At 34.9% G+C, this 26,669-nt stretch carries 27 protein-coding genes and 1 tRNA gene; 13 read left to right on the top strand and 15 right to left on the bottom strand.

The features are described 5' to 3' along the window. Positions 1-20 precede the first annotated feature (20 nt). Positions 21-1,304: a glutamate-1-semialdehyde 2,1-aminomutase gene (gene hemL, locus G6R40_RS13135; protein WP_165136437.1), complete on the top strand. Its 1,284-nt coding sequence runs from the start codon at positions 21-23 to the stop codon at positions 1,302-1,304. A gap of 48 nt (positions 1,305-1,352) precedes the next feature. On the opposite strand, the gene G6R40_RS13130 is transcribed toward hemL, so the two are convergent. Then, complete coding sequence (locus G6R40_RS13130; RefSeq protein ID WP_165136434.1) at positions 1,353-2,459, bottom strand: GEVED domain-containing protein; 1,107 nt, start codon at positions 2,457-2,459, stop codon at positions 1,353-1,355. A gap of 214 nt (positions 2,460-2,673) precedes the next feature. Here G6R40_RS13130 and G6R40_RS13125 point away from each other — a divergent pair, with 214 nt between their 5' ends. From G6R40_RS13125 to G6R40_RS13105, 4 genes are read left to right on the top strand one after another with little or no spacing between them, the layout of a single operon-like run. Then, a complete protein-coding gene (locus tag G6R40_RS13125) occupies positions 2,674-3,132 on the top strand; it encodes a GtrA family protein (RefSeq protein ID WP_165136431.1) in 459 nt (152 codons plus the stop codon). Positions 3,133-3,138: 6 nt separating this feature from the next. Beyond that, positions 3,139-3,876: a lysophospholipid acyltransferase family protein gene (locus G6R40_RS13120; protein WP_165136428.1), complete on the top strand. Its 738-nt coding sequence runs from the start codon at positions 3,139-3,141 to the stop codon at positions 3,874-3,876. A 27-nt stretch (positions 3,877-3,903) separates the two neighbouring features. Next, positions 3,904-5,658, top strand: a complete 1,755-nt coding sequence (locus G6R40_RS15210) for an MFS transporter (protein WP_228455865.1) — start codon at positions 3,904-3,906, stop codon at positions 5,656-5,658. Next, positions 5,642-6,700 carry a DUF3810 domain-containing protein gene (locus tag G6R40_RS13105; protein WP_165136425.1) on the top strand — a complete coding sequence of 353 codons (1,059 nt, stop codon included), beginning with the start codon at positions 5,642-5,644 and terminating at the stop codon, positions 6,698-6,700. The genes G6R40_RS15210 and G6R40_RS13105 overlap by 17 nt, the downstream gene beginning before the upstream one ends. Positions 6,701-6,958: 258 nt before the next feature. Here G6R40_RS13105 and G6R40_RS13100 read toward each other — a convergent pair. The 10 genes from G6R40_RS13100 to leuS all read right to left on the bottom strand — a co-directional run bounded on the left by G6R40_RS13100 (position 6,959) and on the right by leuS (position 16,809). Then, a tRNA-His gene (locus tag G6R40_RS13100) sits at positions 6,959-7,034 on the bottom strand. Positions 7,035-7,072: 38 nt separating this feature from the next. Further along, positions 7,073-7,789, bottom strand: a complete 717-nt coding sequence (gene bshB1 / locus G6R40_RS13095; protein ID WP_165136422.1) for a bacillithiol biosynthesis deacetylase BshB1 — start codon at positions 7,787-7,789, stop codon at positions 7,073-7,075. Between the two features lie 79 nt (positions 7,790-7,868). Beyond that, positions 7,869-9,521, bottom strand: a complete 1,653-nt coding sequence (locus G6R40_RS13090; RefSeq protein WP_165136419.1) for a tetratricopeptide repeat protein — start codon at positions 9,519-9,521, stop codon at positions 7,869-7,871. Positions 9,522-9,616: 95 nt separating this feature from the next. After that, complete coding sequence (locus G6R40_RS13085) at positions 9,617-10,489, bottom strand: PstS family phosphate ABC transporter substrate-binding protein (RefSeq protein ID WP_165136416.1); 873 nt, start codon at positions 10,487-10,489, stop codon at positions 9,617-9,619. Further along, positions 10,479-10,676 carry a C4-dicarboxylate ABC transporter gene (locus G6R40_RS13080; protein WP_228455864.1) on the bottom strand — a complete coding sequence of 66 codons (198 nt, stop codon included), beginning with the start codon at positions 10,674-10,676 and terminating at the stop codon, positions 10,479-10,481. The genes G6R40_RS13085 and G6R40_RS13080 overlap by 11 nt, the downstream gene beginning before the upstream one ends. Positions 10,677-10,738: 62 nt before the next feature. Beyond that, positions 10,739-11,581, bottom strand: a complete 843-nt coding sequence (locus tag G6R40_RS13075) for an energy transducer TonB (RefSeq protein ID WP_165136413.1) — start codon at positions 11,579-11,581, stop codon at positions 10,739-10,741. Between the two features lie 36 nt (positions 11,582-11,617). Next, the gene (locus tag G6R40_RS13070; protein ID WP_165136410.1) at positions 11,618-12,163 is read right to left on the bottom strand and encodes an ExbD/TolR family protein; all 546 of its coding nucleotides are present in this window, start codon (positions 12,161-12,163) and stop codon (positions 11,618-11,620) included. Between the two features lie 9 nt (positions 12,164-12,172). Further along, entirely contained in the window at positions 12,173-12,772 is a 600-nt protein-coding gene (locus G6R40_RS13065) for an ExbD/TolR family protein (protein ID WP_165136407.1), read from the bottom strand. Between the two features lie 74 nt (positions 12,773-12,846). Next, positions 12,847-13,710, bottom strand: coding sequence for a MotA/TolQ/ExbB proton channel family protein (locus G6R40_RS13060; protein ID WP_165136404.1), 864 nt, complete (start codon positions 13,708-13,710; stop codon positions 12,847-12,849). Between the two features lie 276 nt (positions 13,711-13,986). Then, positions 13,987-16,809 (bottom strand): leucine--tRNA ligase, encoded by a 2,823-nt coding sequence (leuS, locus tag G6R40_RS13055; RefSeq protein ID WP_165136401.1) that lies wholly within the window; start codon positions 16,807-16,809, stop codon positions 13,987-13,989. 348 nt (positions 16,810-17,157) lie between these two features. Here leuS and G6R40_RS13050 point away from each other — a divergent pair, with 348 nt between their 5' ends. The 3 genes from G6R40_RS13050 to G6R40_RS13040 all read left to right on the top strand — a co-directional run bounded on the left by G6R40_RS13050 (position 17,158) and on the right by G6R40_RS13040 (position 19,281). Then, a complete protein-coding gene (locus tag G6R40_RS13050; protein WP_165136398.1) occupies positions 17,158-17,451 on the top strand; it encodes a hypothetical protein in 294 nt (97 codons plus the stop codon). Positions 17,452-17,494: 43 nt separating this feature from the next. Then, positions 17,495-18,460, top strand: coding sequence for a TQO small subunit DoxD (locus tag G6R40_RS13045; RefSeq protein ID WP_165136395.1), 966 nt, complete (start codon positions 17,495-17,497; stop codon positions 18,458-18,460). A 68-nt stretch (positions 18,461-18,528) separates the two neighbouring features. Then, positions 18,529-19,281: a glycosyltransferase family 2 protein gene (locus tag G6R40_RS13040; protein ID WP_165136392.1), complete on the top strand. Its 753-nt coding sequence runs from the start codon at positions 18,529-18,531 to the stop codon at positions 19,279-19,281. On the opposite strand, the gene G6R40_RS13035 is transcribed toward G6R40_RS13040, so the two are convergent. After that, entirely contained in the window at positions 19,274-20,545 is a 1,272-nt protein-coding gene (locus tag G6R40_RS13035) for a 3-deoxy-D-manno-octulosonic acid transferase (RefSeq protein WP_165136389.1), read from the bottom strand. The two genes, G6R40_RS13040 and G6R40_RS13035, sit on opposite strands and share 8 nt — an antisense overlap. A gap of 181 nt (positions 20,546-20,726) precedes the next feature. Here G6R40_RS13035 and rpmH point away from each other — a divergent pair, with 181 nt between their 5' ends. After that, entirely contained in the window at positions 20,727-20,885 is a 159-nt protein-coding gene (gene rpmH / locus G6R40_RS13030) for a 50S ribosomal protein L34 (RefSeq protein WP_002976260.1), read from the top strand. Positions 20,886-21,044: 159 nt separating this feature from the next. Continuing rightward, positions 21,045-21,755 (top strand): cell division ATP-binding protein FtsE, encoded by a 711-nt coding sequence (locus G6R40_RS13025; protein ID WP_165136386.1) that lies wholly within the window; start codon positions 21,045-21,047, stop codon positions 21,753-21,755. Positions 21,756-21,804: 49 nt separating this feature from the next. On the opposite strand, the gene G6R40_RS13020 is transcribed toward G6R40_RS13025, so the two are convergent. Genes G6R40_RS13020 through G6R40_RS13010 form a run of 3 tightly spaced genes read right to left on the bottom strand, consistent with a single transcriptional unit; the run spans position 21,805 to position 24,556 of the window. Next, positions 21,805-22,503 (bottom strand): tRNA1(Val) (adenine(37)-N6)-methyltransferase, encoded by a 699-nt coding sequence (locus G6R40_RS13020; protein WP_165136383.1) that lies wholly within the window; start codon positions 22,501-22,503, stop codon positions 21,805-21,807. A gap of 12 nt (positions 22,504-22,515) precedes the next feature. Further along, positions 22,516-23,970: a sensor histidine kinase gene (locus tag G6R40_RS13015; RefSeq protein WP_165136380.1), complete on the bottom strand. Its 1,455-nt coding sequence runs from the start codon at positions 23,968-23,970 to the stop codon at positions 22,516-22,518. Next, entirely contained in the window at positions 23,957-24,556 is a 600-nt protein-coding gene (locus tag G6R40_RS13010; protein WP_165136377.1) for a riboflavin synthase, read from the bottom strand. The genes G6R40_RS13015 and G6R40_RS13010 overlap by 14 nt, the downstream gene beginning before the upstream one ends. A gap of 112 nt (positions 24,557-24,668) precedes the next feature. Here G6R40_RS13010 and pdxA point away from each other — a divergent pair, with 112 nt between their 5' ends. From pdxA to rpmF, 3 genes are all read left to right on the top strand, one after another. Beyond that, positions 24,669-25,760 carry a 4-hydroxythreonine-4-phosphate dehydrogenase PdxA gene (gene pdxA, locus G6R40_RS13005; protein ID WP_165136374.1) on the top strand — a complete coding sequence of 364 codons (1,092 nt, stop codon included), beginning with the start codon at positions 24,669-24,671 and terminating at the stop codon, positions 25,758-25,760. A gap of 82 nt (positions 25,761-25,842) precedes the next feature. Next, positions 25,843-26,379 (top strand): YceD family protein, encoded by a 537-nt coding sequence (locus tag G6R40_RS13000; protein ID WP_165136371.1) that lies wholly within the window; start codon positions 25,843-25,845, stop codon positions 26,377-26,379. Between the two features lie 44 nt (positions 26,380-26,423). Further along, the gene (rpmF, locus tag G6R40_RS12995; RefSeq protein WP_165136368.1) at positions 26,424-26,627 is read left to right on the top strand and encodes a 50S ribosomal protein L32; all 204 of its coding nucleotides are present in this window, start codon (positions 26,424-26,426) and stop codon (positions 26,625-26,627) included. Positions 26,628-26,669: the final 42 nt, after the last annotated feature.

Raw genomic sequence — 26,669 nt, 5'->3', positions numbered from 1 at the left:
TGTAAAAATCAATAACAAACATGTTATATCAAAGAAGTTCTGCCTTATTTGATGAGGCAAAAACCTATATTCCAGGCGGTGTTAACTCACCAGTAAGAGCCTTCAAATCTGTTGGAGGCGTTCCTGTTTTCATGAAGTCAGCGAAAGGCGCATACCTTACGGACGCTGACAACCGCACTTATATCGATTACATCAACTCTTGGGGGCCAGCCATTTTGGGACATACGCATCCAGAAGTTTTGGAAGCGATCCAGAAACAAGCAGAACATGGTTTCTCTTACGGAACCCCTACTGAACTGGAAACTGAAATTGCAAAATTCATCGTGAAAAATGTTCCGAATATTGACCAAATAAGAATGGTTTCTTCAGGAACTGAAGCTTGTATGAGCGCCATTCGTCTTGCAAGAGGTTTTACAGGAAGAGACAAAATCATCAAATTCGATGGTTGTTATCATGGGCACTCGGATTCATTTTTAATAAAAGCAGGAAGTGGCGCAGCAACATTCGGAAATCCGAATTCACCAGGCGTTACGAAAGGAACAGCACAAGATACTTTGATAGCCAATTACAATGACATAGAAAATGTTGAAGATATTTTCCGCCATAACCAAGGCGAAATTGCCGCCATCATCGTAGAACCCGTTGCTGGAAATATGGGCTGTGTATTGCCCGAAAATAATTTTTTACAAAACCTAAGAAAACTTTGTACAGAAAACGGTGCTTTGTTGATTTTTGATGAAGTGATGACTGGCTTTAGACTAGCTTTTGGCGGTGCACAAGAAGTATTTGGGGTAGATGCCGACATTGTAACTTTCGGAAAAGTTATTGGTGGTGGAATGCCAGTAGGTGCTTTTGCAGCCCGTCAAGAAATCATGGATTATCTTGCACCAAACGGGCCTGTTTACCAAGCAGGAACTTTAAGTGGAAATCCTCTGGCAATGCGTGCTGGTCTTACAACCTTAAAACTTATTAAATCCGATGCGGATTTCTATACCAAAATCAATAAAACGACAGAAACTTTAGATTTCGAAATTGGAAAAATTCTCAACGAAAAAGGGCTTCGTCACCGTATCAACAGAAAAGGAAGTATGATGTCCATCTTCTTTGAAACGAGTAAAGTTGCCAACTTCCAAGATGCATACGACTCTGTGTACACTTGTATTTTCAACAACTTTTTCCAACAGATGTTAGCCAGCGGCATATATCTTCCGCCAAGTGGCTACGAAACTTGGTTTATTTCGGCCGCTATTCAAGATGCTGAAATCGATAAAACGCTGGAAGCCGTTAGAAATTTTCAGTTTTAAAACATAAAAAATCCCCACAGATTTGTGGGGATTTTCATGTAGTTAAATTTATTTTTTAACAACTTTTCTACTGATAATTTTTTGGTTATCGAGTTTAACATTAACAATGTAAACACCAACTGGTAGAGCTTTAAAATCGATTTGATTTCTAGACTTTACCGTTTTTACAATCTGCCCATTTGTATTTACGATATTAATTTCCAAGATCTTTGCAGAAGTTGTAATATTTAACAATTCCGTAACAGGATTTGGCGCCATAGTCATTTCAGATTTTGAAATTTCGTTTGTAGCCAGATAATCAACGACATTAATTGTATAATCTTCGGTTTCACCATAAATATCATTCATATCACAAGCTTTGCTGGGAGTAGCGCCTGTTTCTGTAACCGTTGCCAATCTTACACGCATTCTATATTCGCCATTTGCCACGTCCGTAGGTATGCTGATATTTTTCGATAAAATACCTTGGTCAATTGTTCCGATGTAAACAAACTCATCTGGCTCGAACAAAAAGTTTTTGTTGTAATCTATCCATACAGAAACAGATTGATTGTACCAGCCATAACCAATTTCAGTTTCAAAATTATAGGTTTTTCCTTTTTCAACATTGGCTTTTTGTGCTGTAAAATCATTAAAACCATTTGCTGAACATGCTGAAGTGTTATCTAAATCAGCAAACTTTACATTCTTTATAACTGCGCCATCAGAACAGTCGAGCGTTGGTTCGCAATACGAATCTCGAACGTCAATAAAGCATTTAACTTTTCTATCCACAAATTCGTAATCGTTATTTCCGCAGCTAGAATTAAGGTGTGTATAAAACCTTACCACTTTGTCAACCTCTGGCGTATAGACAACTTTTGCCGTACCTGAGGCTAAAACTGTAGGATTGTCCGTATTCTCAGCAATTGTTATAAAAGGCTGTCCATAATCCATCGTTCCTGAAAATTCGTAGGAAACATCTTTTGTCAGTTTCACCAAAGTGTACTCTCCCGTAAAACCCCATTCTGCAACACCTTCCGAGCTATTATTACAAACTGGCGTAACTACAGCAGTTGGATAAGCACCGTTGGGCGCGGTTGTACAACCCGAAATTTGTGCATTGACAATACTCCCTAGAGATAACACACTTAGAGAAAATAAAAAATTCTTCATAATAATATCTATTTTTTAACAAGCGCGAAGGTATAAAAACAAAACTTAGAAAAGTATTTTAATAATTAGCAATATCGTTACAAAGTATGTAAAAAAGGTTTTAAATTGGAACTTAAAAAATTGAGTCCACGTATTTCACACGACTTTAATACTGATTTTTTAAAATATTAATGAATTTTACTTTTTTAACATTAAAAGTCTAAATTTGCACCGAATGAAAGAATTGATTTTAAAACAGAAACAAGTTTTATTTTTTATTATCGCCGGTGGACTGAGTGCCATTGTTGAGATCGGGAGCTTTAAAATCTTTAGCCTTAGCATTCCCAAAGTATTTTCGTGGGAATATAATCTATATGGTATAAAATATCCTTTGAGCAATATTTTTTCAACAAGCTGTGGCATTATCACCAATTATTTCTTGAGTATTTGGTTTGTTTTTGAAAGAGGAAAATATTCCAAAAGTCGAGAATTTGTTTATTTCATGGTAGTTTCTGCAATGTCAACCATCTTAAGTTTAGCATTGTTCCAGATATTTTTCCACTACGTCTTCACAAGTTATTTTGATGCTAAATTTTTCACATTCTCTCCAGAAATGATTAGTAAAATTGCTGCCATTATCACGGTTTCGGTTCTTAACTACAGCATCAAAAAAAGAGTAATTTTTAACGGATAGCTAACGATGGCAGCCCTACTCAACATACTTTGGCGTGTTTGGATGATTATTATAGGATTGGTATTCACGATCATTTGGGGAATTCCTGTGTATCTATTATCCTACAGAAAAAGTCATTATAAATACGCTTATAAATTTATTAGGCTATGGGCATATTCCATGTATTTCGGGATGGGAATGCGGTACAAACGTATTAATATTTCAAAGCAGAAAATTTTGAAAAGCCAACAATATGTCTTTGTTTCCAACCATACCTCCATCATGGACATTATGCTAATGTTAATTCTCGTTCCGGATCACCCACTTTGTTTTGTAGGTAAAAAAGAATTGGTGAAAATTCCGATTTTTGGCACAATCTACAAACGTGTTTGTGTTATGGTGGACCGAAGCAGCGCCCGAAGTCGTACCGATGTCTATCGTCGTTGTGCAGAAAAAATGCAGGAAGGTTGCAGCATTGTTATCTTCCCAGAAGGCGGAGTACCAGATGACACCCATGTGCTTCTTGACGATTTCAAAGATGGCGCCTTTATTTTATCCACAAAACACCATTTCCGTATTGCATCCTTCACATTTGCTGGACTGAAAGAAATGTTTCCGTTTAATAATAAAAAAGGGTATCCAGGTTCTGCAAAAGCCTATTTCAACGGTATATACGAGCCAGGCACATCGATACCGGAATTAAAAAACACAGTATATCAAGACATTAAAAATATTCTAAACAAGTATTATCTTATTAATAAATAATTATATTTGTTAACATATTTTTATTAAATGAATCAAAATAACGAACAAACCAAGTGGTCGCAGTTTACGTCTTTGGTTATTGTATTTTTCTTTTGGGGATTTGTTGCAGCAAGTAACGATATTTTGATCCCGGTTTTTAAAAAATGGTTTGTCTTATCACAATTAGAATCGCAGTTGGTAGCTTGGGCATTCTATGCTGCCTATTTTGTAGGATCGGTGATATTTTTCTTAATGTCTCTCAAAACCGATCTTCTTCAAAAGTTTGGCTATAAAAAAACGCTTTCTGTAGGACTTGTGATTTCGGCAATTGGGGCATTTTTATTCTTCCCTGCCGCAGCTACAGCTAACTTTTGGTTTTTCTTATCGGCTTTATTTATTGTAGGTTTAGGCTTTTCGGTACAGCAAATTGTTGCCAATCCTTTAGCAATTAAAATGGGAAGTCCCAATACGGGCGCTCACCGTTTAACAATGGCTGGCGGTATTAACTCGCTCGGGACGACAATAGGCCCAATCTTGGTGGGCATTGTACTTTTCGGAACTGGAAATAAAAAAGAAGTAATCCCTAGCGATCTTAGCAAAACCGAAACTTTGGTTTATGAATACAACACTTTAAAAACCGAACTAGAAAACAATATTCTTGATTTAAAAAAAGATACGCATGTTGCCTCCAAAGAAAAACTAGAAACCGCAACTAAAGTCAATGAGCAAATCGCTCAACTTAACAGTGGACTTTCTGCATTAGAAGCAAACACTACAGCTTCTGAACAACAACTAGATGAACTTTCAAAACAACTAGACACCACAAAAAAACTATCTGCAAATACACTTTATCCAAAGGAGTTTGTAAAAGAAAAACTGGATATGGTTAAAATACCATTTTTAGTATTGGGCATTGCATTTATATTGGTTGCGATTTTCATGTTGTTTTCCAAAATTGAAGATCCCGCAAAAGAGGAAGAAGCCCAAATTGATGAAGCTCCAGAGAAATTTAACATTGCAAAATATCCACAACTTATTTTAGGAATGATTGCCATTTTCCTATATGTCGGCGTGGAAGTTTCCATTATTAGCAATCTTCCCGCTTTATTACATACGAGAGAATTCGGAAGTGTTTTAGAAAATAATATAGCGCCATTTATCTCTTTGTATTGGGGAAGTTTAATGATTGGACGTTGGAATGGAAGCATCAATGTTTTTAACACCTCAAAAAGCATCAATTTGATTTTAAAATTCGTTGTGCCATTCATTGCTTTTGGGATTATAATTTTCGCTAATAACTTGAGTGGAAAAGACGTAAGCTCTTTCTACATCTACCCTATTTGGATTTTAATTTTCGTATTGATGAGTTTTATTGGCGGAAAAAACGCGGGAAAAACTTTAATGATTTTTGGTCTTGCAGGAATTCTTATGATGATATGTGGTTTGTTTTACCCTGACAAAAATATCGCAAAATATTTCTTGATTTCGGGTGGTCTTTTCTGCTCCATCATGTGGCCTGCCATATTTGATTTGGCCATTGCTGGGCTGGGAAAAAATACAGGAAAAGCCTCATCTTTTCTTATCATGATGATTTTGGGTGGTGGTATTGTTCCATTGGTACAAGGTGCGATCTGCGATATCGATAACAGCACATCTGGCGAAAACGGAATTTTTGGAATGACTTATACACATTTTTCGTATATTATTCCGGCGCTGTGTTTTCTATACATCGCATTTTATGGTTACATAACCCCAAAAATTTTGAAAAAACAAAATATCGTAATTAATGAATCGATTGAATAATAAATCATTTTTAAATAAACGAAATATAATTTGGGCAAGCCTTTGGCTTGCCCAAATTCTTACATTCTATCTTCTTTCTTTATCAGAAGTCACTGTTCAGTATTTCGTACGATTTTACGAATGGCAAAAAGCCTTTCATCAATCTTTATTTAGTAAGATCACCACTTCCGTTGGCGATATTCTGTACATACTCTTGATTGTTGGATTAGTTTACAAGTTGTATTTAATAATAAAAAAGAAAAGTCAATCATCAGTAATTCAACTATTAATAAGCCTCAACATTTTATACTTTGTTTATCAAATATTCTGGGGTATGATGTACTTTCAGCCACCTATTATGCAAGTTGATACTAAAAAAGAAATTCCGATTGAAAAATTAAAATCTTTATCAATAAAATATCTTAAACTCTGCATTCAGGATCGCGAAGTCCTTCAGGAGAATAAAAATGGTGTTTTTGAACTTAAAAATTTTGAACAATCTAAAACCGACATTATCGCAGCGCAATCCAAAATCCCTTCAGAATTCAATCAAAAACAAATTACAAACTTTGTCAATCTAAAACCGAGCATTTATAGTCACATTATGAGTTATACTGGAATTTTGGGCTATTACAATCCGTTTTCTGGAGAAGCGCAGTATGATGCCAATCTACCCGACAGCTACAAAGGTTTTACACTTTCTCACGAAGCTGCTCATCAACTAGGATATGCGCGAGAACAAGAAGCTAGTTTTATCGGATTTTTAACTTGTCAATATTCTGATAAAGCGGAGTTGCGGTATTCTGCCAATCTATACGCATTAAAAAATATATTAATAAATATTCAACAAGTTGATCCCAATTGGGTTAAAACTATTTTAGAACAATATTCGCAGAAAATGCGGCGAGATCGTAATAATGAGTTGGCTTTCAGAAATCAGCACGACAGTATTTTAAGCAGTATTTTTAGTTGGACGAATAATTTATTTTTAAAATCGAATCGGCAAGAAGGAAGCGTCACCTATAACTATTTCATTTATTTGCTACTCAATTATGAGACATAAAAAAAGAACCGTATCATAGATACGATTCTAAAAACACAAATGATGAAAAAAAATTTATTGCCTTTGCTTCGCACTACTGCTTTTCTAAGGCGTTGTAAATGTATAACATATTATTTAATAAAAAAAACTTTAATTCATTATTTTCAACAAATAAATTATCTTAAAAATTAATTTATTACAAATGAGATATTTACATTTCAAATTTAACATTTGTAACATAAAATAAAAAAGCACCCTAGAATTAGGATGCTTTTTTTTGGGTGAATGATGGGTCTCGAACCCACGACCTTCGGAACCACAATCCGACGCTCTAACCAACTGAGCTACAATCACCGTTTTGCGTGTGCAAATATAGAACAATATTTTTAACTATCAAATAAAATTATCAAAATTTTTAACGGCTATTAATTTTTCACACGTAAACCCCTCAGCATAAGCAACTCCCGACAATCTTCCTAAATCTTGGGCACGATAAGTTAGGCTCTCCAGAAAGTCTTTTGTGGCAATTGGAGTCATCGGCTCGTTAGAAGTAGGATCATAAAATTGTGTTTTATAAGCCATACACGCTTCTATTTTCGTATCGAGATAATCTGATATATCAACAACGAAGTCTGGCGTTACATTTTTCCATTGGATATAGTGCAAAACCAAGCGTGGTCGCCACACTTCTTGAGATTGGCCATCAATTTCTGTTTCTATCTTTCTTAACCCCGAAAGAAAACAGGCATCAGAAGCTAGTTTTGCAGCTTTGGCATGATCTGGATGGCGATCATCGATAGCATTAGCTAAGAGAATATCTGGTTGATATTTTCTTATCATTTTTACAATTCGCAGTTGATATTCTTTAGAATTATTAAGAAATCCATCTTCCATTTTAAGATTTTCTCTTGCAGAAACTTTCAAAATTTCCGCAGCATTAGCAGCTTCACCGGCTCTAGTTTCATTAGTCCCGCGCGTCCCCAATTCACCTTGTGTAAGATCTATTATGGCTACTTTCTTGCCTTCTGCAATCAGCTTAGCTAAAGTCCCTCCACAACCTAACTCTACATCGTCCGGGTGCGCACCAATAGCAAGAATATCGACTTTCATTTAATTATTTTTTTCAAATTTAAACATAAATAAAAAAAATCCCACAAGAATTGGTTGCGGGATTTTTATGTTAAGTAAATTAATTACTTAAATATTTCACTAAGTTAACAGCATCTTGATAAGTTGGGTTAAGTACCACAGCTCTATCTGCATATTCTTTTGCTTTTACCTTATCAGAATCTCTATTAAAATAAGCGATTGCAAAGTAAGCGTAAGAAAGTGATTCTTTGTTAGCCTCGATGTCTGCAGGATTTTTAGAAGTCAAATCAATATATTTTTGATAAGCGCCTAAAGCTAAATCGGTATTACCTCCTTGCTGATAAGCATAAGCTAATGAATTATAAGCGGGTGCCCAATCTGGAAGCAACGAAGTTAGCTTATGCCAAGTTAACACAGCACCATTCCAGTTTTTAGCTTCTTGGTATGCTTGTGCCAAATGCGCTAAAGATGTTGTATCATCTGGGGTTGCAGCTACTTTTTGTTTAAGTGCTTCAATCTGTGGATTTGTTGGACCTTGGTCAGCTGCTGCTGCGCTGAAACCTCCTTTTATTTTTGCTAATTCTTCATCCCACTTCATTGTGTCGTCTTTCGCAGCTTTAGCGATAGCAATTTTTGATTGAACCATCGCTTCCAATTCTGCTTTTTTAGCTTCGTCTTTTTCGTCTTTTGCTATACCTGCAGCAATTAAACCATAAAGGCCTTGATCCGCTGGTAAAACTCTTGCCTTATCAACAGAACTAACAAATTTGTCTAAATTCTCCTTAGCTGAAGCATATTCTCCAGAACCATATTGTATATAAGCGCGAAGTTTATACTTAATAGGATCATCAACTTTATCAAATACTTTATCTAAAGTCGTTTTAGCATTAGCATAATCATCATTGATGAAATATAATTTTGCAATTTCTAACTGTGTAGAAGGGTCTTCATCTGCATACTGAGAATATTTAACCAAACTTTGAGTAGCTTCTGCATTTCTTTGATACTTCATGTTAAATCCTGCCATCGCTTTGTAAGCTGGTGCGTATGAAGGATCAATTGCAATCGCTTTATCCAAATTGTCTTTTGCTTTTTGCCATTGTTGAGCCGCCATCCACAATGTCGCAATTCTTGTATACACCGAAGCTTTGTTCTTAGCTACTGGCAATGCATTTTCGTAGGCAGAAAGTGCATTTCCTGCTAATTTAGGATCATTGGTTGATTTTAGTCTATACGCGTCACCTAGCGTATAATAATAGTTAGCTGGTACGCCTGCTTTTTGAGATCTTTCAATAGCTTTATTAAGGAACTCAATTGCTAAATCAGGATTATTTGTTTTTTCATAAATTGTTAAAGCTTCTGCTGCACGGTACAAAACTTCAGCATCTTTTTCTCTAGAATCTTTTACAATTTGACGAAGATCATTTTCACCAGACTTGTCACCTTTCCCTATTTTGATAGACGCCAAACCTACTTTGTTTAAATAGCTTTTAGAATCTTTAGTTAAACCTAAATCGAAATATTCTTTGGCTTTATCAAAATTTGGCTCGAATTGAGTTAAGTAAGTATTTCCTAAATAAAAATAATTATTAGCAGAGGGATCTTTCGTAATTAGATCATTAAAGTTTTGTCTTGCTTTTGCATATTTATGACTGTCTACATACACCACACCTTCTTGTACTGATTGTGCAAACGCAAACTGCGAGAAAAATCCAACAGCAGCTGTCAAAACAATTTTCTTAGAATAATTCATTATAAATTTATTTTTAGTTTATTTAAATATTGAACATGGAGTGAAACACAAGTTTCAGACCAAAAATAATTTTGAAATTGTAAATTTTGTTAATATTAACGCATCTGAACTTCGCGGCGATAAATGTTATAAGGTTGCAAACCTTCTTTCTCAACAACAATCTGTCCCAACTGCGTACATGCAAATCTTATGAAACCATTACCCAAGCCATAATAACCTTCGTTTGTAATAAAGTATAAAACCCTAGTAAAAGGATATTGCATATTTTGTAAATTGTCAACAGTAGGCGTATAAGACACTCCTTTATCAACTATAGGCAAAATATTAATCTTTTCTCGGAGTCTAATAGCTTCTTCACCATAAGGTCTGGAAATTGTATTAAGACTAATTACCCCTATTTTCTCTGGATATTTGTCTAATTCTTTAACAATATTTTCATTGCTTTTAATAACAGAATATTTCAAAGCTGATGCTTTAACATTAAATTCTTGAGCAATAAAATTAATATTACTAGAATTGGCACCGTCAAAAATTAAAGTTTTTTCATCAGATGAAATTCGTTGTTTAATATCATCAACAGAAAGCTCTTTTAGTGATGTATTATTTTTAGAAACCACAAAGACCAATGCATCAGCCGCGAATTTCGCTGGTTGCCAAGGTAAATCAATCTTCTTATCATAAGCTTCTTTTTCTGATTTAGTCAAATTACGAGACATTACAACAAGCCTTGTATTTCGATCTAATAAATCCAGAAAGCCTAAATCTTCTTTTTTATAAGTAACATTAATCTTTGTACTCGGATTCAGCGCCATGTAACGTTCTGTTAGTGCTTCAACAACACTTTTGAAAGACTCGTCTGCCTCCATGGTTATTGTACCTTGAGCGGGCGTATCCAAAGGTTCAGATTTTGATTTATTACAAGAAAAAATAATAAAAAAACTGAAAACTATTAAAAAACTATTCTTCATAACGGCTTTCTCTAATTTTTTTAATAGCACGAAAAATACGAAAGATTCCATAAGCCACCAAAAGTGCACCCAAAGGATAAGCTAAATTGGGTTCTATTGGGACAACAAAAAATTTATAAATAATTACCACAACACCTAAAACGGCATAAAAGAATCCGGTAACCACTGATAACCAATTAAACATCATAAAAACAAAGATACAAAAAAAGAGAAGCCGAAGCCTCTCTTTCTTATGTTAATAAATGCTAATTATTGAAATTGCATTGTAATTGGAATAGAGAAATAAGATCTCACACTTTCGCCGTTAAGCTTAGCTGGTTTCCATTTCTTTTGTCTCTTAACAACACTTACTGCTTCAGAATCAAAATCAGAATTTCCTGATTTTTGCGTTATTTTAACATCAGAAACAGAACCATCTCTTTCAACGATAAAACGTAACTTAACAGTTAATTGTCCTTCACCTTCCATGTTAGAAGAATCAATATTCTCGCCAACATATTTACGGAAGCTCGCAAGACCACCAGGATATTCCGCTGACTGGTCTACTTCGGCATACACTTCTGTTGTACTAACAGCTGGTTTTGCCTCTATCGTAACACCTTTACCAGTAGATGGTGGTGGTGGTGGCGGTGTGAAATCTGGCTTCTTAACCCCTTCCTGATTAATAAGACCTGTAGTTGTCTCCAGCTGTTTTGTAATTGGCGGTGGAGGCGTTTCTACTTTTGGTTCTCTCTTAGGCTCAGGAACAACATTCTGAATGATTTCAATCTTCTCTGGCTCCTCTTTTGGTGGAGGTGGTGGAGGTGGTTCCTCTTCTTTAGGTTGTTCTAAGACTGGTTGATCTGGCAAAATCTCAATAAGATTCGCATCAACTTCAGTGGCTTCTTTAGCGTTCATCTGTTGAATTTTCAGATAAACAAAAGGTGTAACAACAGCAAGGAAGAAGAAAACAGTTCCTAAAATGAATGACTTAGTCAATAATTTCGGGTAGTCTGTTCTTAATTCATAAGCACCATACTCCTTATTTCTATTCTGAAATACAATCTCATCTAATGATAGATTATCTGGATTGTAATTTGAATTGTCTGACATTTTCTTAATATTTAAGAATTAATTTGTAGCTGAAGATTATTGTTCTCCTACTTTCTTTTTATAAATAGCAACTTCCCAAGGTTTGATATCGGTAACCCCATATCTTTCGTTTTTAGTAATTGCCATTTCGTCAAGAATATCTACAAAGTTTTTATATACTGCATCATCTGTTGGCTTAATGATCACTGTAAACATATTTTGATCTGCCGCACCAGCTTTTGCTTGCTCTATTATCTTAGTAATCCCTTCTCTATCATAAGTTGTCTCTTTCAAAGTCTCGTCGTTAAGACCTGCTTGATCTTGTTGATGATAGAAAACTCTATTATCTTTCCCAATAATAATTGAGATCGAATTGCTCAATTTAATCTCAGTATCCGGTGGTGTCTGGTTTTTATCTTTCGGTTTTGCCGGAAGACCAAGATCCATCACATTAGGCTTACTGAATGTTGTGGTAAACATGAAGAAGGTAATCAATAGAAACCCTAAGTCCACCATCGGCGTCATATCGACTCTGGTATTCTGCTTTTTGGAGCGTACCTTACCGCCTTTTCCGCCTTTTTCTTGTACTTGTACTTCTGCCATTTCTATTTATTATTTCCCTTCTTGAGATGTTATTAACCAAAACTTAAGAAAATCTATATCTCTCAAGCCTTCAAATAAGTCTTTAACTTTTGGATATTTTGTTGTTACGTCTCCTTTGATAGCTAACTTGTAACTAGGATTAACAGCCAAACTTTGTTCTACCCAATCGATAACTTGCTTATTAACGCTATCCAAAGGCACTCCTTTATCTGCTTTAAAAGTTTTCATTTGATCATCACTCAGTTTCAAATAACCTTTCAGCTGATTCATCGGAACACCGACTGTTTGCACTTTTGCAAATGCCACCTTTTCTTTATCGTCGAAAGTCATTCCGTATTTAGCACCCATTTTTTCTAATAATTGTACTCTTTCTGAGCCGTTATCTACTGGTGTAAAATAGAATTTACCTTCTGGTGTTACGTTGATGGTCATAAGACTTGCATCAGGTAACAATTTTTCTGATATTGAGGATGGCGGTTTGATTTGCTCCACATCAGGTTTTTTGAACTGAGTGGTCAAGATAAAGAATGTAAGCAGTAAGAAGGCAACATCACACATTGCTGTCATGTCGGTTACTACTCCATGTCTTTTTGGTTTAATTTTCGCCATTTTATTATTATTTCTTTAACTAACTTCTTGAACTACAAATTGCAGCTAGCAATTTTTATTTAACTGAGTTTTTCTTAGTTATACTCAGCGAAAGATTGTTGGATACTCATAGAGATTTCGTCAATCTTATAAGTTAAACCATCAATTTTAGAAGTAAAGAAGTTGTAGAAAATAATCGCGATAGCTGAAGTACCAATACCTAAAGCCGTATTAATAAGTGCTTCAGAAATACCGATTGATAACGCAGCAGCATCAGGTGTACCCCCCCCAGAACCTAAAGCGTGGAACGCCTTAATCATCCCGATTACCGTACCTAAAAGTGCAATAAGAGTTGCAACTGTACCTAATGTAGAAAGAATGTTCATGTTTTTTTCTAACATTGGCATTTCAAGAGTTGTAGCCTCCTCGATTGACTTGTTAAGAGCGATCATTTTTTGCTCTTTGTTAAGCGTGTTGTCTTTTGCTAAAGCTTTGTAAGTCGTAAGACCTTCTTTAACAACATTACCAACAGAACCTTTTTGTCTGTCACACTCTTCCATAGCCTCATCAATCTTGTTTTGGTTAAGTAAGCTTCTAACTTTCATTACAAAGTTATCTAAGTTACCATTACCTGCAGCTTTCCCTAATACTAAGAAACGCTCGATCGAGAACACAACTACTGTAAGCATGAAAAGGATAAGAACGTGTACTACTGGACCACCCATGTAGATAATACCCATAAATCCTTCTGGGTGTAATTCTTTAGATTCTACCTCCGAAAAAGCTACTGATGCACCCGTTACTTTTGGGTTAGCAGCAAAGTTAGACGGATTACCTAGTACTAATAAATAAATAGCTAAAGCAACTAAGTAAAGAATTGGTAAAATTATAGCCGGATTAAGGCCTCCCTTTTTTTTAGCAATCACTTGCTCATCTGTGTTCGAAACATTCATTTCCATATTAAACTAAATTATAATTGTTATAAATTTTAATTGTGTAAAATAAAGTCAAATAAATTAAAAATGCAATACTTAAACAATAATTAACAACTAATTTACATAAGACATATGCACTTCCTAATTATTAAATTAATATTTTTTCTTTTTTTTTTTATTACATCTTCATCTATTTATTTTCCTCTATGATTTATATCGTAATATTTTAAATATATTTTTTTAAAATCGAAACACTTCAAATACTTAAACAGGTATTTAATTTGCATCAATATTCTTTTTTTAAAGCACTATATTAATGATTTTTTTAGGAACAATAATCAATTTTTTAGGACTTTGCCCTCCCAAAAAGTTAAGCACGCGCTCTTCTTTCATAATAATCGCTTCAATTTCTTGCGTATTTAAGTTTGCCGAAAGCGCTAATTTAAATTTCATTTTTCCATTAAAACTTACTGGATATTCGATTTCATCTTCCACCAAATAAGCTTCGTTCAATTTTGGAAACTTCACATATTCAATACTTTCATTATGTCCTAAGAGCTTCCACAATTCTTCACAGATATGTGGCGCATAAGGTGAAATAATCACCGCCAAAGGTTCTAGAATTGCACGTTTGTTACATTTCAGTTTCTGCAACTCGTTAACTGCAATCATAAAAGATGATACCGACGTGTTAAATGAAAAATTCTCAATATCGTAAACAACTTTTTTTATCAAAGTATGCAAGACTTTATACTCGGCCTTGGTTGGCTCTTCATCTGTTACTTCGAAATCATCGCCTTCAAAATAAAGATTCCAGAATTTTTTCAAAAATCCATAAACGCCACTTAGACCTTGTGTGTTCCATGGTTTTGATTGCTCCAACGGGCCTAAAAACATTTCATAAAGACGAAGACAATCTGCTCCATATTCTTCGGAAACATCATCAGGATTTACCACATTAAACTTCGATTTGGACATCTTTTCCACTTCGCGCTCGGTGATATATTTACCATCTTCTAAGATGAATTCAGCATCAGCAAATTCTGGTCGCCAAGTCTTAAACGCCTCTGTATCCAGCTCATCCGACGTTGCTTTTAACAATGCAACATCAACGTGGATTTTTTGAGTTTGATGCTCTTTTGCTAAACTTTTAGAAACAAACGTATTAGTTCCATCAATTCTAAACACATAAGCACTCATTCCCAAAATCATCCCTTGATTAATCAACTTTTGGAAAGGTTCATTTTGTTCAATATACCCTCTGTCTTTTAAGAACATATTCCAGAAACGAGAATACAACAAATGTCCTGTTGCGTGCTCGCTTCCACCGATATACAAATCGACTTGCCCCCAATAATCTGATAATTCTTTTTTGCAAAACACCTCATTATCATGCGGATCCATATATCTTAAAAAATACCAAGAACTGCCCGCCCAACCTGGCATTGTTGACAATTCGATTGGGAAAACTTTTTCGTTGTCAATCAAGTCCACAGAAACAACTTTTTGATTGGCTTCGTCCCAAGCAAAATCTTTTGCATTTCCTAATGGCGGATCGCCATCTTCTGTTGGCAAATACTTTTCAACCTCTGGAAGCTCCAACGGAAGTGCAGATTCTGGCAATGTATATGGCAAATCGTTTTTAAAATAAATAGGAACTGGCTCGCCCCAATAACGTTGACGAGAAAAAATTGCGTCACGCTGACGATAATTAACCGTTCCTTCACCTATGCCTTTCTCCTGAATAACTTCAATGATTTTTGTTTTAGCTTCATCAAAGTTTAATCCATTTAAGAAATCGGAATTAATACATTTTCCGTCTTTTCCAACGAAAGCGTCTTGCTGGATATTTTCACCACCTTCAACCACTTCAATAATTTCTAAACCGAATTTCTTTGCAAAACGGTGATCGCGCTCATCATGCGCCGGAACCGCCATTACAGCACCTGTACCATAACCCATCAACACATAATCCGAGATATAAATCGGCATTTTCTTCCCCGAAAACGGATTAAAAACATAAGCTCCCGTAAACGCTCCCGAAACAGATTTAACATCTGTCATACGGTCACGCTCCGTTTTCTTAGAAGTTTCAGTAATATAATTTTCTACTTCTGCCTTTTGAGCTTCGGTTGTAATTGTTTCCAACAAAGGATTTTCTGGTGCCAACACCATAAATGTCGAACCAAAAATTGTATCAGGACGCGTTGTGAAAACCTCGATGTAGTTGTTGTCAGCATCTTGGTTTTCAATTTCAAATTTAACTCTTGCGCCTTGAGATTTCCCAATCCAATATTCCTGAGAATCTTTCAAAGGTTGTGGCCAATCCAAAGTTGAAAGACCTTGCAATAATCGTTCAGAATAAGCTGAAATACGCATGCTCCATTGCATCATTTTCTTTTGATACACTGGAAATCCGCCACGCTCTGACTTACCACCAACAACCTCATCATTCGCTAAAACTGTTCCCAATGCAGGACACCAGTTAACGGTTGTTTCCGCACGAAACGCCAAACGATAATTTAATAATATATCTTGTTTATCTTCTTCCGAAGCTGCACTCCATTCTTCAGCTGTAAAATCTAAAACTTCGTTTTGATTAGCATTAAGCCCCGAAGTTCCATTCTTTTCAAAATGTTGAATTAATGTGGAAATAGGCTCTGCTTTATCGGTTGATTTATTATACCATGAATGAAACAACTGAATAAAAATCCACTGCGTCCATTTATAATAAGACGAATCAGACGTCCGAATCTCGCGACTCCAGTCAAACGAAAAACCTATTTTTTTAAGTTGCTGCTCATATCTATTGATATTCTGCTCCGTTGTTAATGCTGGATGTTGCCCGGTCTGTATCGCGTACTGCTCAGCTGGCAATCCAAAACTATCGTAACCAGCAGGATGCAACACGTTAAAACCCTGATGCCTTTTGAATCTCGCATAAATATCTGACGCGATATACCCGAGTGGATGTCCCACATGAAGCCCAGCTCCCGACGGATACGGAAACATATCTAGTACATAAAATTTCGGCTTTGAAGTTGCGTCTGATGTTTTGAAAGTTTGGTTTACTTCCCAAAACTTTTGCCACTTCTGCTCAATCTGCTGATGATCGTAAAACACTGTTAAAATAATATTTGGTAGTTAATAATTCTATCAATCCTGACTTTACCAAACATTAACATCTTTAAAAACCACTTTGCAAAGATATAATTTTTTAAACAAATCGGTTTTAAAAAATATTTTTTCTGATAAAATCCAAAATTTCAGATAATATTTAGAATCACATTTGATTTATGAACTTCTAAAAAGACCTCCAAAGATAACCAATTTGCTGCATATTTAACTAATTTTATAATATTAAGAAAGCATGAAAACTTTGCAACAGCGTTATAAAAGCCTACTTTTGCACGGATGAGAAATTTCTTGCGTATTTTATTTTTAATTGGAATTTTGTTTTCGCCTTGTAATATGAAAGCAAGCATATTGCATTTTGCAACACAGCAAGATTTCAATTTTGATAAAACATCGCCGAATAAATCTCAAGTTTTTGAATATTCTAATTGTGACAAAACCGAAAATGAGCAAATTGTTAAAAGCTTAAAAAACTTTTCAAAATTCACTCACCCAGATTTTCCGACGGTCAACAATTTTGTAAAACACATACACTCCAAAGAAAATACGAAATTTTTCAGCGAAACTCAAAAACTCGCAAAACCACGTCTTTTCTTACTTTATTCCCAACTCAAAATCGCCATGTTTTAATTTAATTATTCTGAAAAAAAATCATTTAATTAAATAAAACATTATGAACAAAACTCTTACAAATGCTTTTCCCAATGCAGGATTAGCACTTCGTCTGGTAATTGGCTGGACTTATTTTTCCGCATTTTGGCGCCGCCTAATTTTAGAAAACAAACTCGACCCTGAAGTTCCTGGATATATTGGCGAAAAATTCAACCATTTTCTGCCAAATGCCCTTTTTATAAAACCTTTAATAGAATACCTTGTCAGCAATCCTGAAATTCTTCTTACAAAAATGTGGATTTTCACCATTGTTGAAGGCATCGTAGGATTGTTATTAATGCTCGGCTACAAAACCCGACTCAACAGCCTTGTTGTAATGTCTTTAGCTCTGGGCATTTTACTCGGTTCTGGATGGATTGGGACAACTTGCCTTGACGAATGGCAAATTGGCGTTTTAGGAATTGCTGGAGGATTTACTTTATTTCAATTGGGTGGTGGCAAATTTTCGATTGATGGACTTTCCAAAACTTTCATTCTAAACGAAGAAACATGGAATGAAAAATTAAATTTAAAATTCTACACAGCATTTTTAGCCATCAGTTTTTTAATATTCGGACTAACACTTTACACAAACCAAGTTTTCCATGGTGGTGTTTACGGAAAACTTCACAACAAATCTGTAAAGCCAAAGTTGGAAATCACGAATTTGAAACAAATTGAAAACAAAGTCAGTTTTGATGTTATGAGAATTGAAGGCGCGGATGTTTACGGATCTTTTTTAATAAAAATCGATTTTGCAGATCGATTGGGAAACACCGTTAAATCCTTAAACATGGAAGATCTCAGCAATCTAAAAAAGGAACAAATCCACAATTATTATGTTGCGAAAATAAAACCACACCAACACAGTTTGCTATTTCCACTTGGCGCAAAAGCGAATTTAAACTTTGAAATCAACCAACCTGTTCATCAAATTATATTAACCGACATCAGCGGTATCACATGGAAAGCTGAGATTTCAAAATAAAATTAAGAGGCTGTCTCAAAAGGGCAGTCTCTTTTCTTTTATATTATTAAATTTGCAAAAAACACAGAATGCCCGAAGTTTCGATTATCACACCGAGTTACAATTCTGAAAAATACATCACAGAAACGATACAATCCGTTCTATCTCAAACCTTAACGGATTGGGAATGGATAATTACCGATGACAAATCGTCGGACAAAACCGTGGAAATCATCGAACAATACAAGGATCCAAGAATTATCCTGATAAAATCCAAAGAAAATGCTGGCGCTGGACATGCCCGAAATCTTTCTCTAGAAAAAGCCACTGGACGATTCATCACCTTTTTGGATGCTGATGACTTTTGGGAACCAAGTTTCCTTGAAGAAATGACCAGCTTTATGAAACAAGAAAAAGCAGAACTTGCGTATTCCAATTATGCGCGCTGTAACGAAAATATGATTCCGCAGATTGATGATTTTAAAGCGGATATTGTTGTTACTTTTGAGAATTTGTTGAAAACGTGCCGTCTTTCTTTACTCTCCTCAATGTACGATTCGTCAAGAGTTGGTAAAGAATATTTCCCAAAAGGAAGCAAACGCGAAGATCATGTCATGTGGCTTAATCTTCTCAAAAAAATTAAAAAAGGCCAACCACTTCCCAAAACGATGGCAAAATACAGAATGCATCCCACCAGCGTTTCTAGAAATAAAAAAAACATCATCAAAGACCAATATTTGGTTTACAAAGAACACATGAATTTTTCGACGATTAAATCTTTGTATTACACCGCAAACTGGGCTATGAACGGCTTTATGAAATATTCCAAACTATTTAATTAGTTGACTTTTCTGGAAAGTAAGAAAGAATTTTTGACATTATTTTTTTGGTAGCATCAGGCTGCGATTCTACAAAGAATCTAGCATTTTCTGCCATTTCGTGCAATGTTGAGATTTCTCCTACTGGCGTTCTATTGTCACTTTTAATTAATTCTTCAACAAAACCCGCTAAAGCAAATTCATCGGAAAAACTTTTTCCGCCATTCGTTTTTATTAAAGCATCCGCCTCTGGATTTTTTTTGTATTGATCACCAAAAAACACCGGAATCCCAAATGCCGCCGCTTCCAAAATATTATGAAGACCTGCATTATGAAAACCTCCTCCAACAACCGCAACATCTGCATAAGAATAGAGTTTTGATAACAAGCCAATACTATCTATAATCAAAACATTAGCATCTAATTTTGTTTGCTTGGTGATATTGCTGTACAACAAAGCTTCTGGAAATAATGTTTTGAGATGATGAACGCGTTTCAAATCGTGGGGCGCAATAATCAACTTTGTCTTGGGTAATTTTTTATGCAAAACCTGCGCAATCTTTTCTTCGGCTTCCCAAGAACTCCCTACAACAACACATCTACGATCAAAAATATACTCCGATATCAGCGGAATATGATTATCTCTTTTTTCAAGTTGCTTCACCCTATCAAATCGTGTATCGCCCGTAACCGAAGATTGATCCAAACCTACACTTTTTGCTAGCGCGGAACTGGCAACTGTTTGATGAAAAATCCAAGCAACACAAGTCTTAAGCTGTCTCACGAACCAATTACCATACATTTTAAAAAAAACCTGACCTTCATAAAACAAAGCCGACACAACAAATACTTTGGTGTTTTTTGATTTTAAAACCCTTAGCAAATGATACCAATAATCATATTTAACCGTGAAGAATATTTCAACATCCATTTGATCCACCAATCGCTTCATCGTCATTCGTCTATCGAAAGGCAAATAGATCAACAAGTCTGCGGGGTTATCTTTTTTAATCACATTTTCATAACCTGATGGCGAAAAAAAGCTTACAAGAATTTTAGAATCAGGAAACTCTGTTTTAAGTTGCTGCAAAACAGGCAAACCCTGCTCGTATTCTCCAAGACTAGCGGCATGCATCCAAATAACTGATTGATTTTTTAAATTACTTTCTACCAAGCCCAAAGTAGCGCGACGCCCCAACAAGCCTTTTCTAGCTTTTGCGTTGAACAGTGCAAGCAACTTAAAAACAAGTATAAATAATTCAATAAAGACAGAATATAGTACAGTCATTTTTTTTAAATATGTGAGTTTTCAAAATTACACATTTTACGAAAAGCCTTTTGAAATAGACTTTATAAAAAGTATTAATATTTTTTGAAATAATTTTTAAAAATGATTTGCGCTAATAAATAAAAGTCCTATATTTGCAATCTGAAAATCAAAAGATAATTACGAACTAAATATATTAGTGATGAGTAAAAGAACATTCCAACCATCGGAGAGAAAGAGAAGAAACAAACACGGTTTCAGAGAAAGAATGTCTACACCTAACGGTAGAAGAGTATTAGCTGCTAGAAGAGCGAAAGGCAGAAAGAGATTAACTGTAAGTGCGGCACGCGCTAAGAGATAATTTTCTTTAATTATCATATACAAAAATATGCTTGAAAGCGAATCTTTCAAGCATTTTTTGTTGTTAAAAAGTTATAAAAGTTAAACTTAGGCCAAAAGTTTTCCTTATTTTTGGGATATTATTCGATTTCATCGAAGTTTAATACACAAGATTTTAACTATGCCACATAGAAACGAAAGCGGAGAAAACATTATCAATCTTAATAATGCCAAAATTGTACAGAAGAATTTTACAGTTCTTAACAATGTCAACCTCCATATCCAGAAAGGAAAATTCTGTTACCTTATCGGAAAAACAGGTGCCGGAAAAAGTTCTTTACTAAAGGTTCTTTACGGACATCTTCCGTTGCAAGGCGGCAATGGTGAAGTTGCTGGTTTCAACCTTGCCAAACTTCGCCAATCAGACATCCCAAATCTAAGAAGAAAACTAGGAATTGTGTTCCAAGATTTTCAACTTTTAACAGACCGAAATATTGAAAAAAACCTTCTATTTGTTCTACAAGCAACAGGTTGGACTGATAAAATTAAAATGGAAGATCGCATTAACGAGGTGCTTTCCAGCGTTGGGATGAAAACCAAAAAACACAAAATGCCACACCAACTTTCTGGTGGCGAACAACAACGTGTGGCAATTGCAAGAGCTTTATTAAACCATCCTCAGCTTATTCTCGCTGATGAACCAACCGGAAACCTTGATCCTGAAACATCTAATGACATTATGACGTTGCTTAAAAATGTCGCAACAGAAAACAACTGTGCCGTAGTCATGGCAACGCACGATTACCACATGATACAAAATTTCCCTGGCGAAGCTATCCGTTGCGAAAATGGACAAGTTAGCGTTCTGGACACATCGGAATTATTCGAATAAAATTTGAGAGATTAAAAAAATAAAAAAGCACCTAAAATTGGTGCTTTTTTTATGATTTGAAAAGATGAAAATCTTTAGTCAATTCTAAATATTGATCCGAATATTGACGGGGTGATTTTTCAATAACAAATTCTTCTTTTATAATACGATCTGCTTTCAATTTTGAAAATTCTAAAACAGAACGTCGTACTTCTCCTCCAACAATTCCTCTTATCGAAACATTTCGTTGTAAAAACAAATTTTCCTTTTCACACAAGGAAATAAAGACTTCTTCATCTTGTCTAGGAATGATGACGATTAACTTCCCAGAATCATTCAATAATTTAGAAGATGATTGAATTAATGTTTTAAAATCTAGTTCAATTTTTTGACGAGCAACAACATCTTTGGAAGAAGAGTTAACTTGAAAGTAAGGCGGATTGGAAAATATGGCATCAAATTTCATTTCAGAATCAAAAGTTTTAATATCCTTTAATTCTGCTGTTAAACGATTTGCAAATGGCGAGGCTTTAAAATTTGAAGAAGCTAATCCTACAGCTATCCGATTAACATCAACACCTAAAATATTAGTTTGAGGAAAACGCTGCGCCAACATCATCGCAATAACACCTGTCCCCGTACCAATTTCTAAAACGTTTTTTGCATGTTCTAAATCTGCCAAAACACCTAACAATACAGCATCTGTACCGACACGAAAAACCTCAGAATCTTGTTTTATATCAAATTGCTGAAAACGAAAAACATTCATTTCTTATATTATTTACATATTCGTTGGCAACATAATCGTAAATTTCGATCCTTTGCCAACTTCGGATTTCACAGTAATTTCGCCGCCATAATCTTCAACCATCTTTCGGACCATCGTAAGTCCAAGTCCCATCCCGGAGCTTTTTGTTGTAAAATTAGGCTCAAAAATTTTCACTAATTTTTCCTCAGGAATCCCTACTCCATTATCTTCAACATTGATTTTTAATTTTTTATGAATATTTTCTATGTCAACATTTACGATTAATTTACGATTTGAATCTTGAGCCTGAATGGAGTTTGATATTAGATTCGTTAAAATCCTTGTCAAATAAATCTTATCCATCGAAACCATGATACTTTCTTTGTTAGAATGAACATAAATACGATTGGAAGAAAACACATTGGTCACATTTTTAATTTCGCTAACCACATCAAACTCCACATCGTTACGTTGTGGAAGTTTTGCAAACTCGGAAAACGCTGATGCTACCTCGGAAATAAGGTCAATCTGTTCAACGATAACTTTCGACATTCGCTTCACTTTAGTTTCTACTTCAGGATCTTCTGCGTCAAATTTGCGCTCGAAATTCTGAATCGTCAACTTCATCGGTGTCAGCGGATTTTTCACCTCATGCGCCACTTGTTTTGCCATCTCGCGCCACGCTTCTTCTGAGGCTTTGTACTGAAGTTTTTCTCGTTGATCCTGGATTTCCGCAATTAATTTATTGTAAGCCTTCACAAGACCATTGAGTTCATCATTTCGGTAATAACGGATTGGACGAATATTGTCATCAAAAAGATTTACAGAGTTTATAATATTCGAGAAACGCGTTATTTTTTTTGTTAAATTATTAGAAGTCACCCAACTGATCCATGCGCCGACCAAAATGATAATAACATTAATCAAAATAATGAATCCTAAATAGCGGTTGAATACTTGCAAATAAACATCTTCATTATGATACAATGGAAAATATACATAACCAATGCTTTCCAACATATTGTTTTTGAGAACCATATAAGAAGAGGTCACATCAGCTTTTAACTTCTTATCATACTCCGTTTTATCATATTGAAGGCCGTCTTTTTTAAGCTTTGCAAGAATATCATTGGGAATCTTTTTTTGTGGAATAAGCTGAGCATCTTTATTGGAAAGCAAATAGTCACCATTAAGGTCATAAACAATAATATCATGTTTGTTAATATCTGCAATTTCAAAAATTTTGTTACCTAAAACTTTTGGCAAATCATTCGCTTTAACCTCGGTATGACTCAGTGCATAATCCAAAGATGCCATAAGAGCCTCGGACTTACTTTGCTTATCGATTTTACTTTGTGTCATCGCATTATCACGCAATACCATGTACGACAAAAATGCTGAGCCAACTGTACTCAACAGACAGACAATTAAAAATCCGATAAAAATCCTATTCCGGAGACTATAGCCTTTATAATTACTTAATGACATTCTGTTTTTGCATCAATTTCGAAATATATTTTCCAATGATATCAAATTCTAGATTAACAACATCACCTACTTTAATATGTTTCATATTTGTAAACTCCCATGTATATGGAATTATCGCAACCGAAAACTGATTCGGCTGACTATCTGCCACTGTCAAACTTATACCATTAACAGTAATAGAACCTTGCGGAACTGTTGTATAGTTAACCTCTTCCTCATAGGAAATTGTCACAAAATAACTTCCATCCAAGTCTTCAATCTTAGCAACTTTTCCTGTTTTATCAACATGACCTTGCACAAGATGACCATCCAGACGACCTTCAAACTTCAAACAACGTTCGAGATTGACTTCTGTATCTACAGTCCATTTTCCGAGATTCGTTTTCTCTAAAGTTTCGTCGATGGCTGTTACTTTATATTGAGGCGCAGCAATTTCTACCACTGTCAAACAACAGCCGTTATGCGCAAGACTTTGGTCAATTTTCAACTCATTTGCAAAATCACATTCCAGCGTGAAATCAACATTTGTTCCATTTTTTTCCACTTTCTGCACCTTTCCAGTTGCCTCTACAATTCCTGTAAACATTTTATTTTTTCAATCTAAATTAAACTTAAACTAATTCTTTATTCGATAACAACAGCGCTTAATTCTAAAAAATGTAAATTTGCTGTTCAAAATAATATTCAAAGATAATAAAATGAGTGCTAAGCATCATAAAGTAAGAGTGGGCATTTCGATAGGTGATTTCAATGGGATTGGTCCAGAAATCATTATGAAATCTTTAAAAGACAAGGCGATTACCGATTTTTTCACCCCTATCATTTTTGGTTCTGGTAAATTGTTTACTTATCAAAAAAATATTTTCAAATTACAGCATCTTAATTTCAATTACATACAAAATGTAAAAGAAGCCGTTAATGGCAAAATCAATATGCTTAATCTTACTAAAGATAATTCTAATATTGAGTTTGGCGTTCCGACAGAAGAATCAACCAAATTTGCCATTCAGTCACTAGAAGCTGCAACCGAAGCTTTGCTAAATCGTGAAATTGATGTTTTGGTAACCGCGCCTATCAACAAAGACGAAATGTTGAAATATGGTTTCCAACACGCAGGGCATACTGGATATTTTGAAGAAAAGGCTGGCCGAAAAGGTGTTATGTTTTTAATAACCAACGATCTAAAGGTTGCCGTATCAACGCATCATATACCTTTGAAAGATGTTGCAGAAAATATTTCTAAAGAGAAAATTATAAAGCAAGTACAACAACTTAATAAAACTTTAATTGAAGATTTCCAGATTGAAAAGCCAAAAATTGCAGTTTTGGGACTCAATCCTCACGCGGGTGATGGTGGCGTAATCGGGAAAGAAGAAATCGAAATTATCCAACCAGCCATCGAAGAACTTTTCAACAGAGGAACTTTGGCCTTTGGGCCTTATCCTGCTGACAGCTTTTTCCAGCCAGAAAAATATAAAAAATTCGATGCTGTTTTAGCAATGTATCACGACCAAGGTTTAGCACCATTCAAAACCATTGCTTACGAAGAAGGCGTTAATTACACTGCTGGATTACCGATAATAAGAACATCGCCAGATCATGGTGTTGCCTATGATATTGCAGGGAAAAATCTTGCAGACGAACAGAGTTTTACAGAAGCTATATTTGCCGCAATCGAGATCTATAGAAACAGAATGGATTATATTGAGCTTCAGAAAGGCAAGTTGAAGCCAAGAGCGGTGAATGCGAAAGACAACTTTGATGAAGACCTTCCCTTTGAAGAAAACTAATCAATAAACTGAAACAGAAAAACTTTGATTCAATTTATTTTGTTATTTAAAAAAATTAAATTATTTTTGCAAACCGAATTTTATGGACAAATTCAAAAACTATAATATTGCATTTACTGGTTTAAAGACTGGAAAGCATGAGTTTAAATTTGAAGTAAATCAGGCGTTCTTTGATTTATTCGGGACTGAACAAGAGTTTACAAATCCTAAAATTGTAGTCGATGTTTTGCTAGACAAACACACAACATTTTTAGAATTCTGGTTTGATATACACGGTACAATAGAACTTACTTGCGATATTAGCAATGACGAGTTTGACTACCCTATCGAACACAAAATGAAAATTCTTGTTAAACAAGGGGAAGAATATGATGACAGCAATGAAGAGGTCATTACGATTCCGCAAGGAGACAGCGATTTTAATATTGCGCAGTTGGTTTATGAAGGCGTTATCCTAAGCGTACCTATGAAAAAACTTTCTCCCAATCTAAAAGACGAAGATGATTATCATAAGCTTTTAGAAAAATACAGTCTCAAAGAAGAACCAGAAGAAGAAGAGTCACCAAATGATATAGATCCACGTTGGGAAGCTCTTAGAAAATTAAAAGATAATAATTAAGTATAACAATAATTCATAATAGAATTTAAAAAAAATCACTAGTAATGGCACATCCTAAGAGAAGACAATCGTCTACAAGAAGAGATAAAAGAAGAACACATTACAAAGCTGTTGCTCCACAATTAGCTAAAGACGCTACAACTGGAGAATTACACCTTTTCCACAGAGCACACTGGCATGAAGGAAAACTATACTACAGAGGAAAAGTAGTATTAGAAAAAACAGTAGAAGTTACTGAAGAAAACTAAGATATTTTTTATAAAAAATCTTATTCAACACATAAAAAACCA

It is taken from the genome of Chryseobacterium sp. POL2 (assembly GCF_011058315.1).
Lineage (GTDB): Bacteria > Bacteroidota > Bacteroidia > Flavobacteriales > Weeksellaceae > Soonwooa.
Note: the sequence above shows the minus strand (reverse complement) of the source record. Positions and strands in the feature narration are given on the sequence as shown.

Bases quoted from the DNA above. Each gene is read 5' to 3' on its own strand.
- G6R40_RS13070 (WP_165136410.1), bottom strand. From the start codon at position 12,163: ATGGCAGAAGTACAAGTACAAGAAAAAGGCGGAAAAGGCGGTAAGGTA.
- G6R40_RS13075 (WP_165136413.1), bottom strand. From the start codon at position 11,581: ATGTCAGACAATTCAAATTACAATCCAGATAATCTATCATTAGATGAG.
- G6R40_RS13035 (WP_165136389.1), bottom strand. From the start codon at position 20,545: ATGACTGTACTATATTCTGTCTTTATTGAATTATTTATACTTGTTTTT.
- rpmH (WP_002976260.1), top strand. From the start codon at position 20,727: ATGAGTAAAAGAACATTCCAACCATCGGAGAGAAAGAGAAGAAACAAA.
- G6R40_RS13105 (WP_165136425.1), top strand. From the start codon at position 5,642: ATGAATCGATTGAATAATAAATCATTTTTAAATAAACGAAATATAATT.
- G6R40_RS13065 (WP_165136407.1), bottom strand. From the start codon at position 12,772: ATGGCGAAAATTAAACCAAAAAGACATGGAGTAGTAACCGACATGACA.
- G6R40_RS13085 (WP_165136416.1), bottom strand. From the start codon at position 10,489: ATGAAGAATAGTTTTTTAATAGTTTTCAGTTTTTTTATTATTTTTTCT.
- G6R40_RS13000 (WP_165136371.1), top strand. From the start codon at position 25,843: ATGGACAAATTCAAAAACTATAATATTGCATTTACTGGTTTAAAGACT.
- G6R40_RS13025 (WP_165136386.1), top strand. From the start codon at position 21,045: ATGCCACATAGAAACGAAAGCGGAGAAAACATTATCAATCTTAATAAT.
- bshB1 (WP_165136422.1), bottom strand. From the start codon at position 7,789: ATGAAAGTCGATATTCTTGCTATTGGTGCGCACCCGGACGATGTAGAG.
- G6R40_RS13130 (WP_165136434.1), bottom strand. From the start codon at position 2,459: ATGAAGAATTTTTTATTTTCTCTAAGTGTGTTATCTCTAGGGAGTATT.
- G6R40_RS13125 (WP_165136431.1), top strand. From the start codon at position 2,674: ATGAAAGAATTGATTTTAAAACAGAAACAAGTTTTATTTTTTATTATC.
- G6R40_RS13010 (WP_165136377.1), bottom strand. From the start codon at position 24,556: ATGTTTACAGGAATTGTAGAGGCAACTGGAAAGGTGCAGAAAGTGGAA.
- G6R40_RS13120 (WP_165136428.1), top strand. From the start codon at position 3,139: ATGGCAGCCCTACTCAACATACTTTGGCGTGTTTGGATGATTATTATA.
- G6R40_RS13015 (WP_165136380.1), bottom strand. From the start codon at position 23,970: ATGTCATTAAGTAATTATAAAGGCTATAGTCTCCGGAATAGGATTTTT.
- rpmF (WP_165136368.1), top strand. From the start codon at position 26,424: ATGGCACATCCTAAGAGAAGACAATCGTCTACAAGAAGAGATAAAAGA.
- G6R40_RS13020 (WP_165136383.1), bottom strand. From the start codon at position 22,503: ATGAATGTTTTTCGTTTTCAGCAATTTGATATAAAACAAGATTCTGAG.
- G6R40_RS13040 (WP_165136392.1), top strand. From the start codon at position 18,529: ATGCCCGAAGTTTCGATTATCACACCGAGTTACAATTCTGAAAAATAC.
- G6R40_RS15210 (WP_228455865.1), top strand. From the start codon at position 3,904: ATGAATCAAAATAACGAACAAACCAAGTGGTCGCAGTTTACGTCTTTG.
- G6R40_RS13090 (WP_165136419.1), bottom strand. From the start codon at position 9,521: ATGAATTATTCTAAGAAAATTGTTTTGACAGCTGCTGTTGGATTTTTC.
- G6R40_RS13050 (WP_165136398.1), top strand. From the start codon at position 17,158: ATGAAAGCAAGCATATTGCATTTTGCAACACAGCAAGATTTCAATTTT.
- G6R40_RS13080 (WP_228455864.1), bottom strand. From the start codon at position 10,676: ATGATGTTTAATTGGTTATCAGTGGTTACCGGATTCTTTTATGCCGTT.
- pdxA (WP_165136374.1), top strand. From the start codon at position 24,669: ATGAGTGCTAAGCATCATAAAGTAAGAGTGGGCATTTCGATAGGTGAT.
- hemL (WP_165136437.1), top strand. From the start codon at position 21: ATGTTATATCAAAGAAGTTCTGCCTTATTTGATGAGGCAAAAACCTAT.
- G6R40_RS13060 (WP_165136404.1), bottom strand. From the start codon at position 13,710: ATGGAAATGAATGTTTCGAACACAGATGAGCAAGTGATTGCTAAAAAA.
- G6R40_RS13045 (WP_165136395.1), top strand. From the start codon at position 17,495: ATGAACAAAACTCTTACAAATGCTTTTCCCAATGCAGGATTAGCACTT.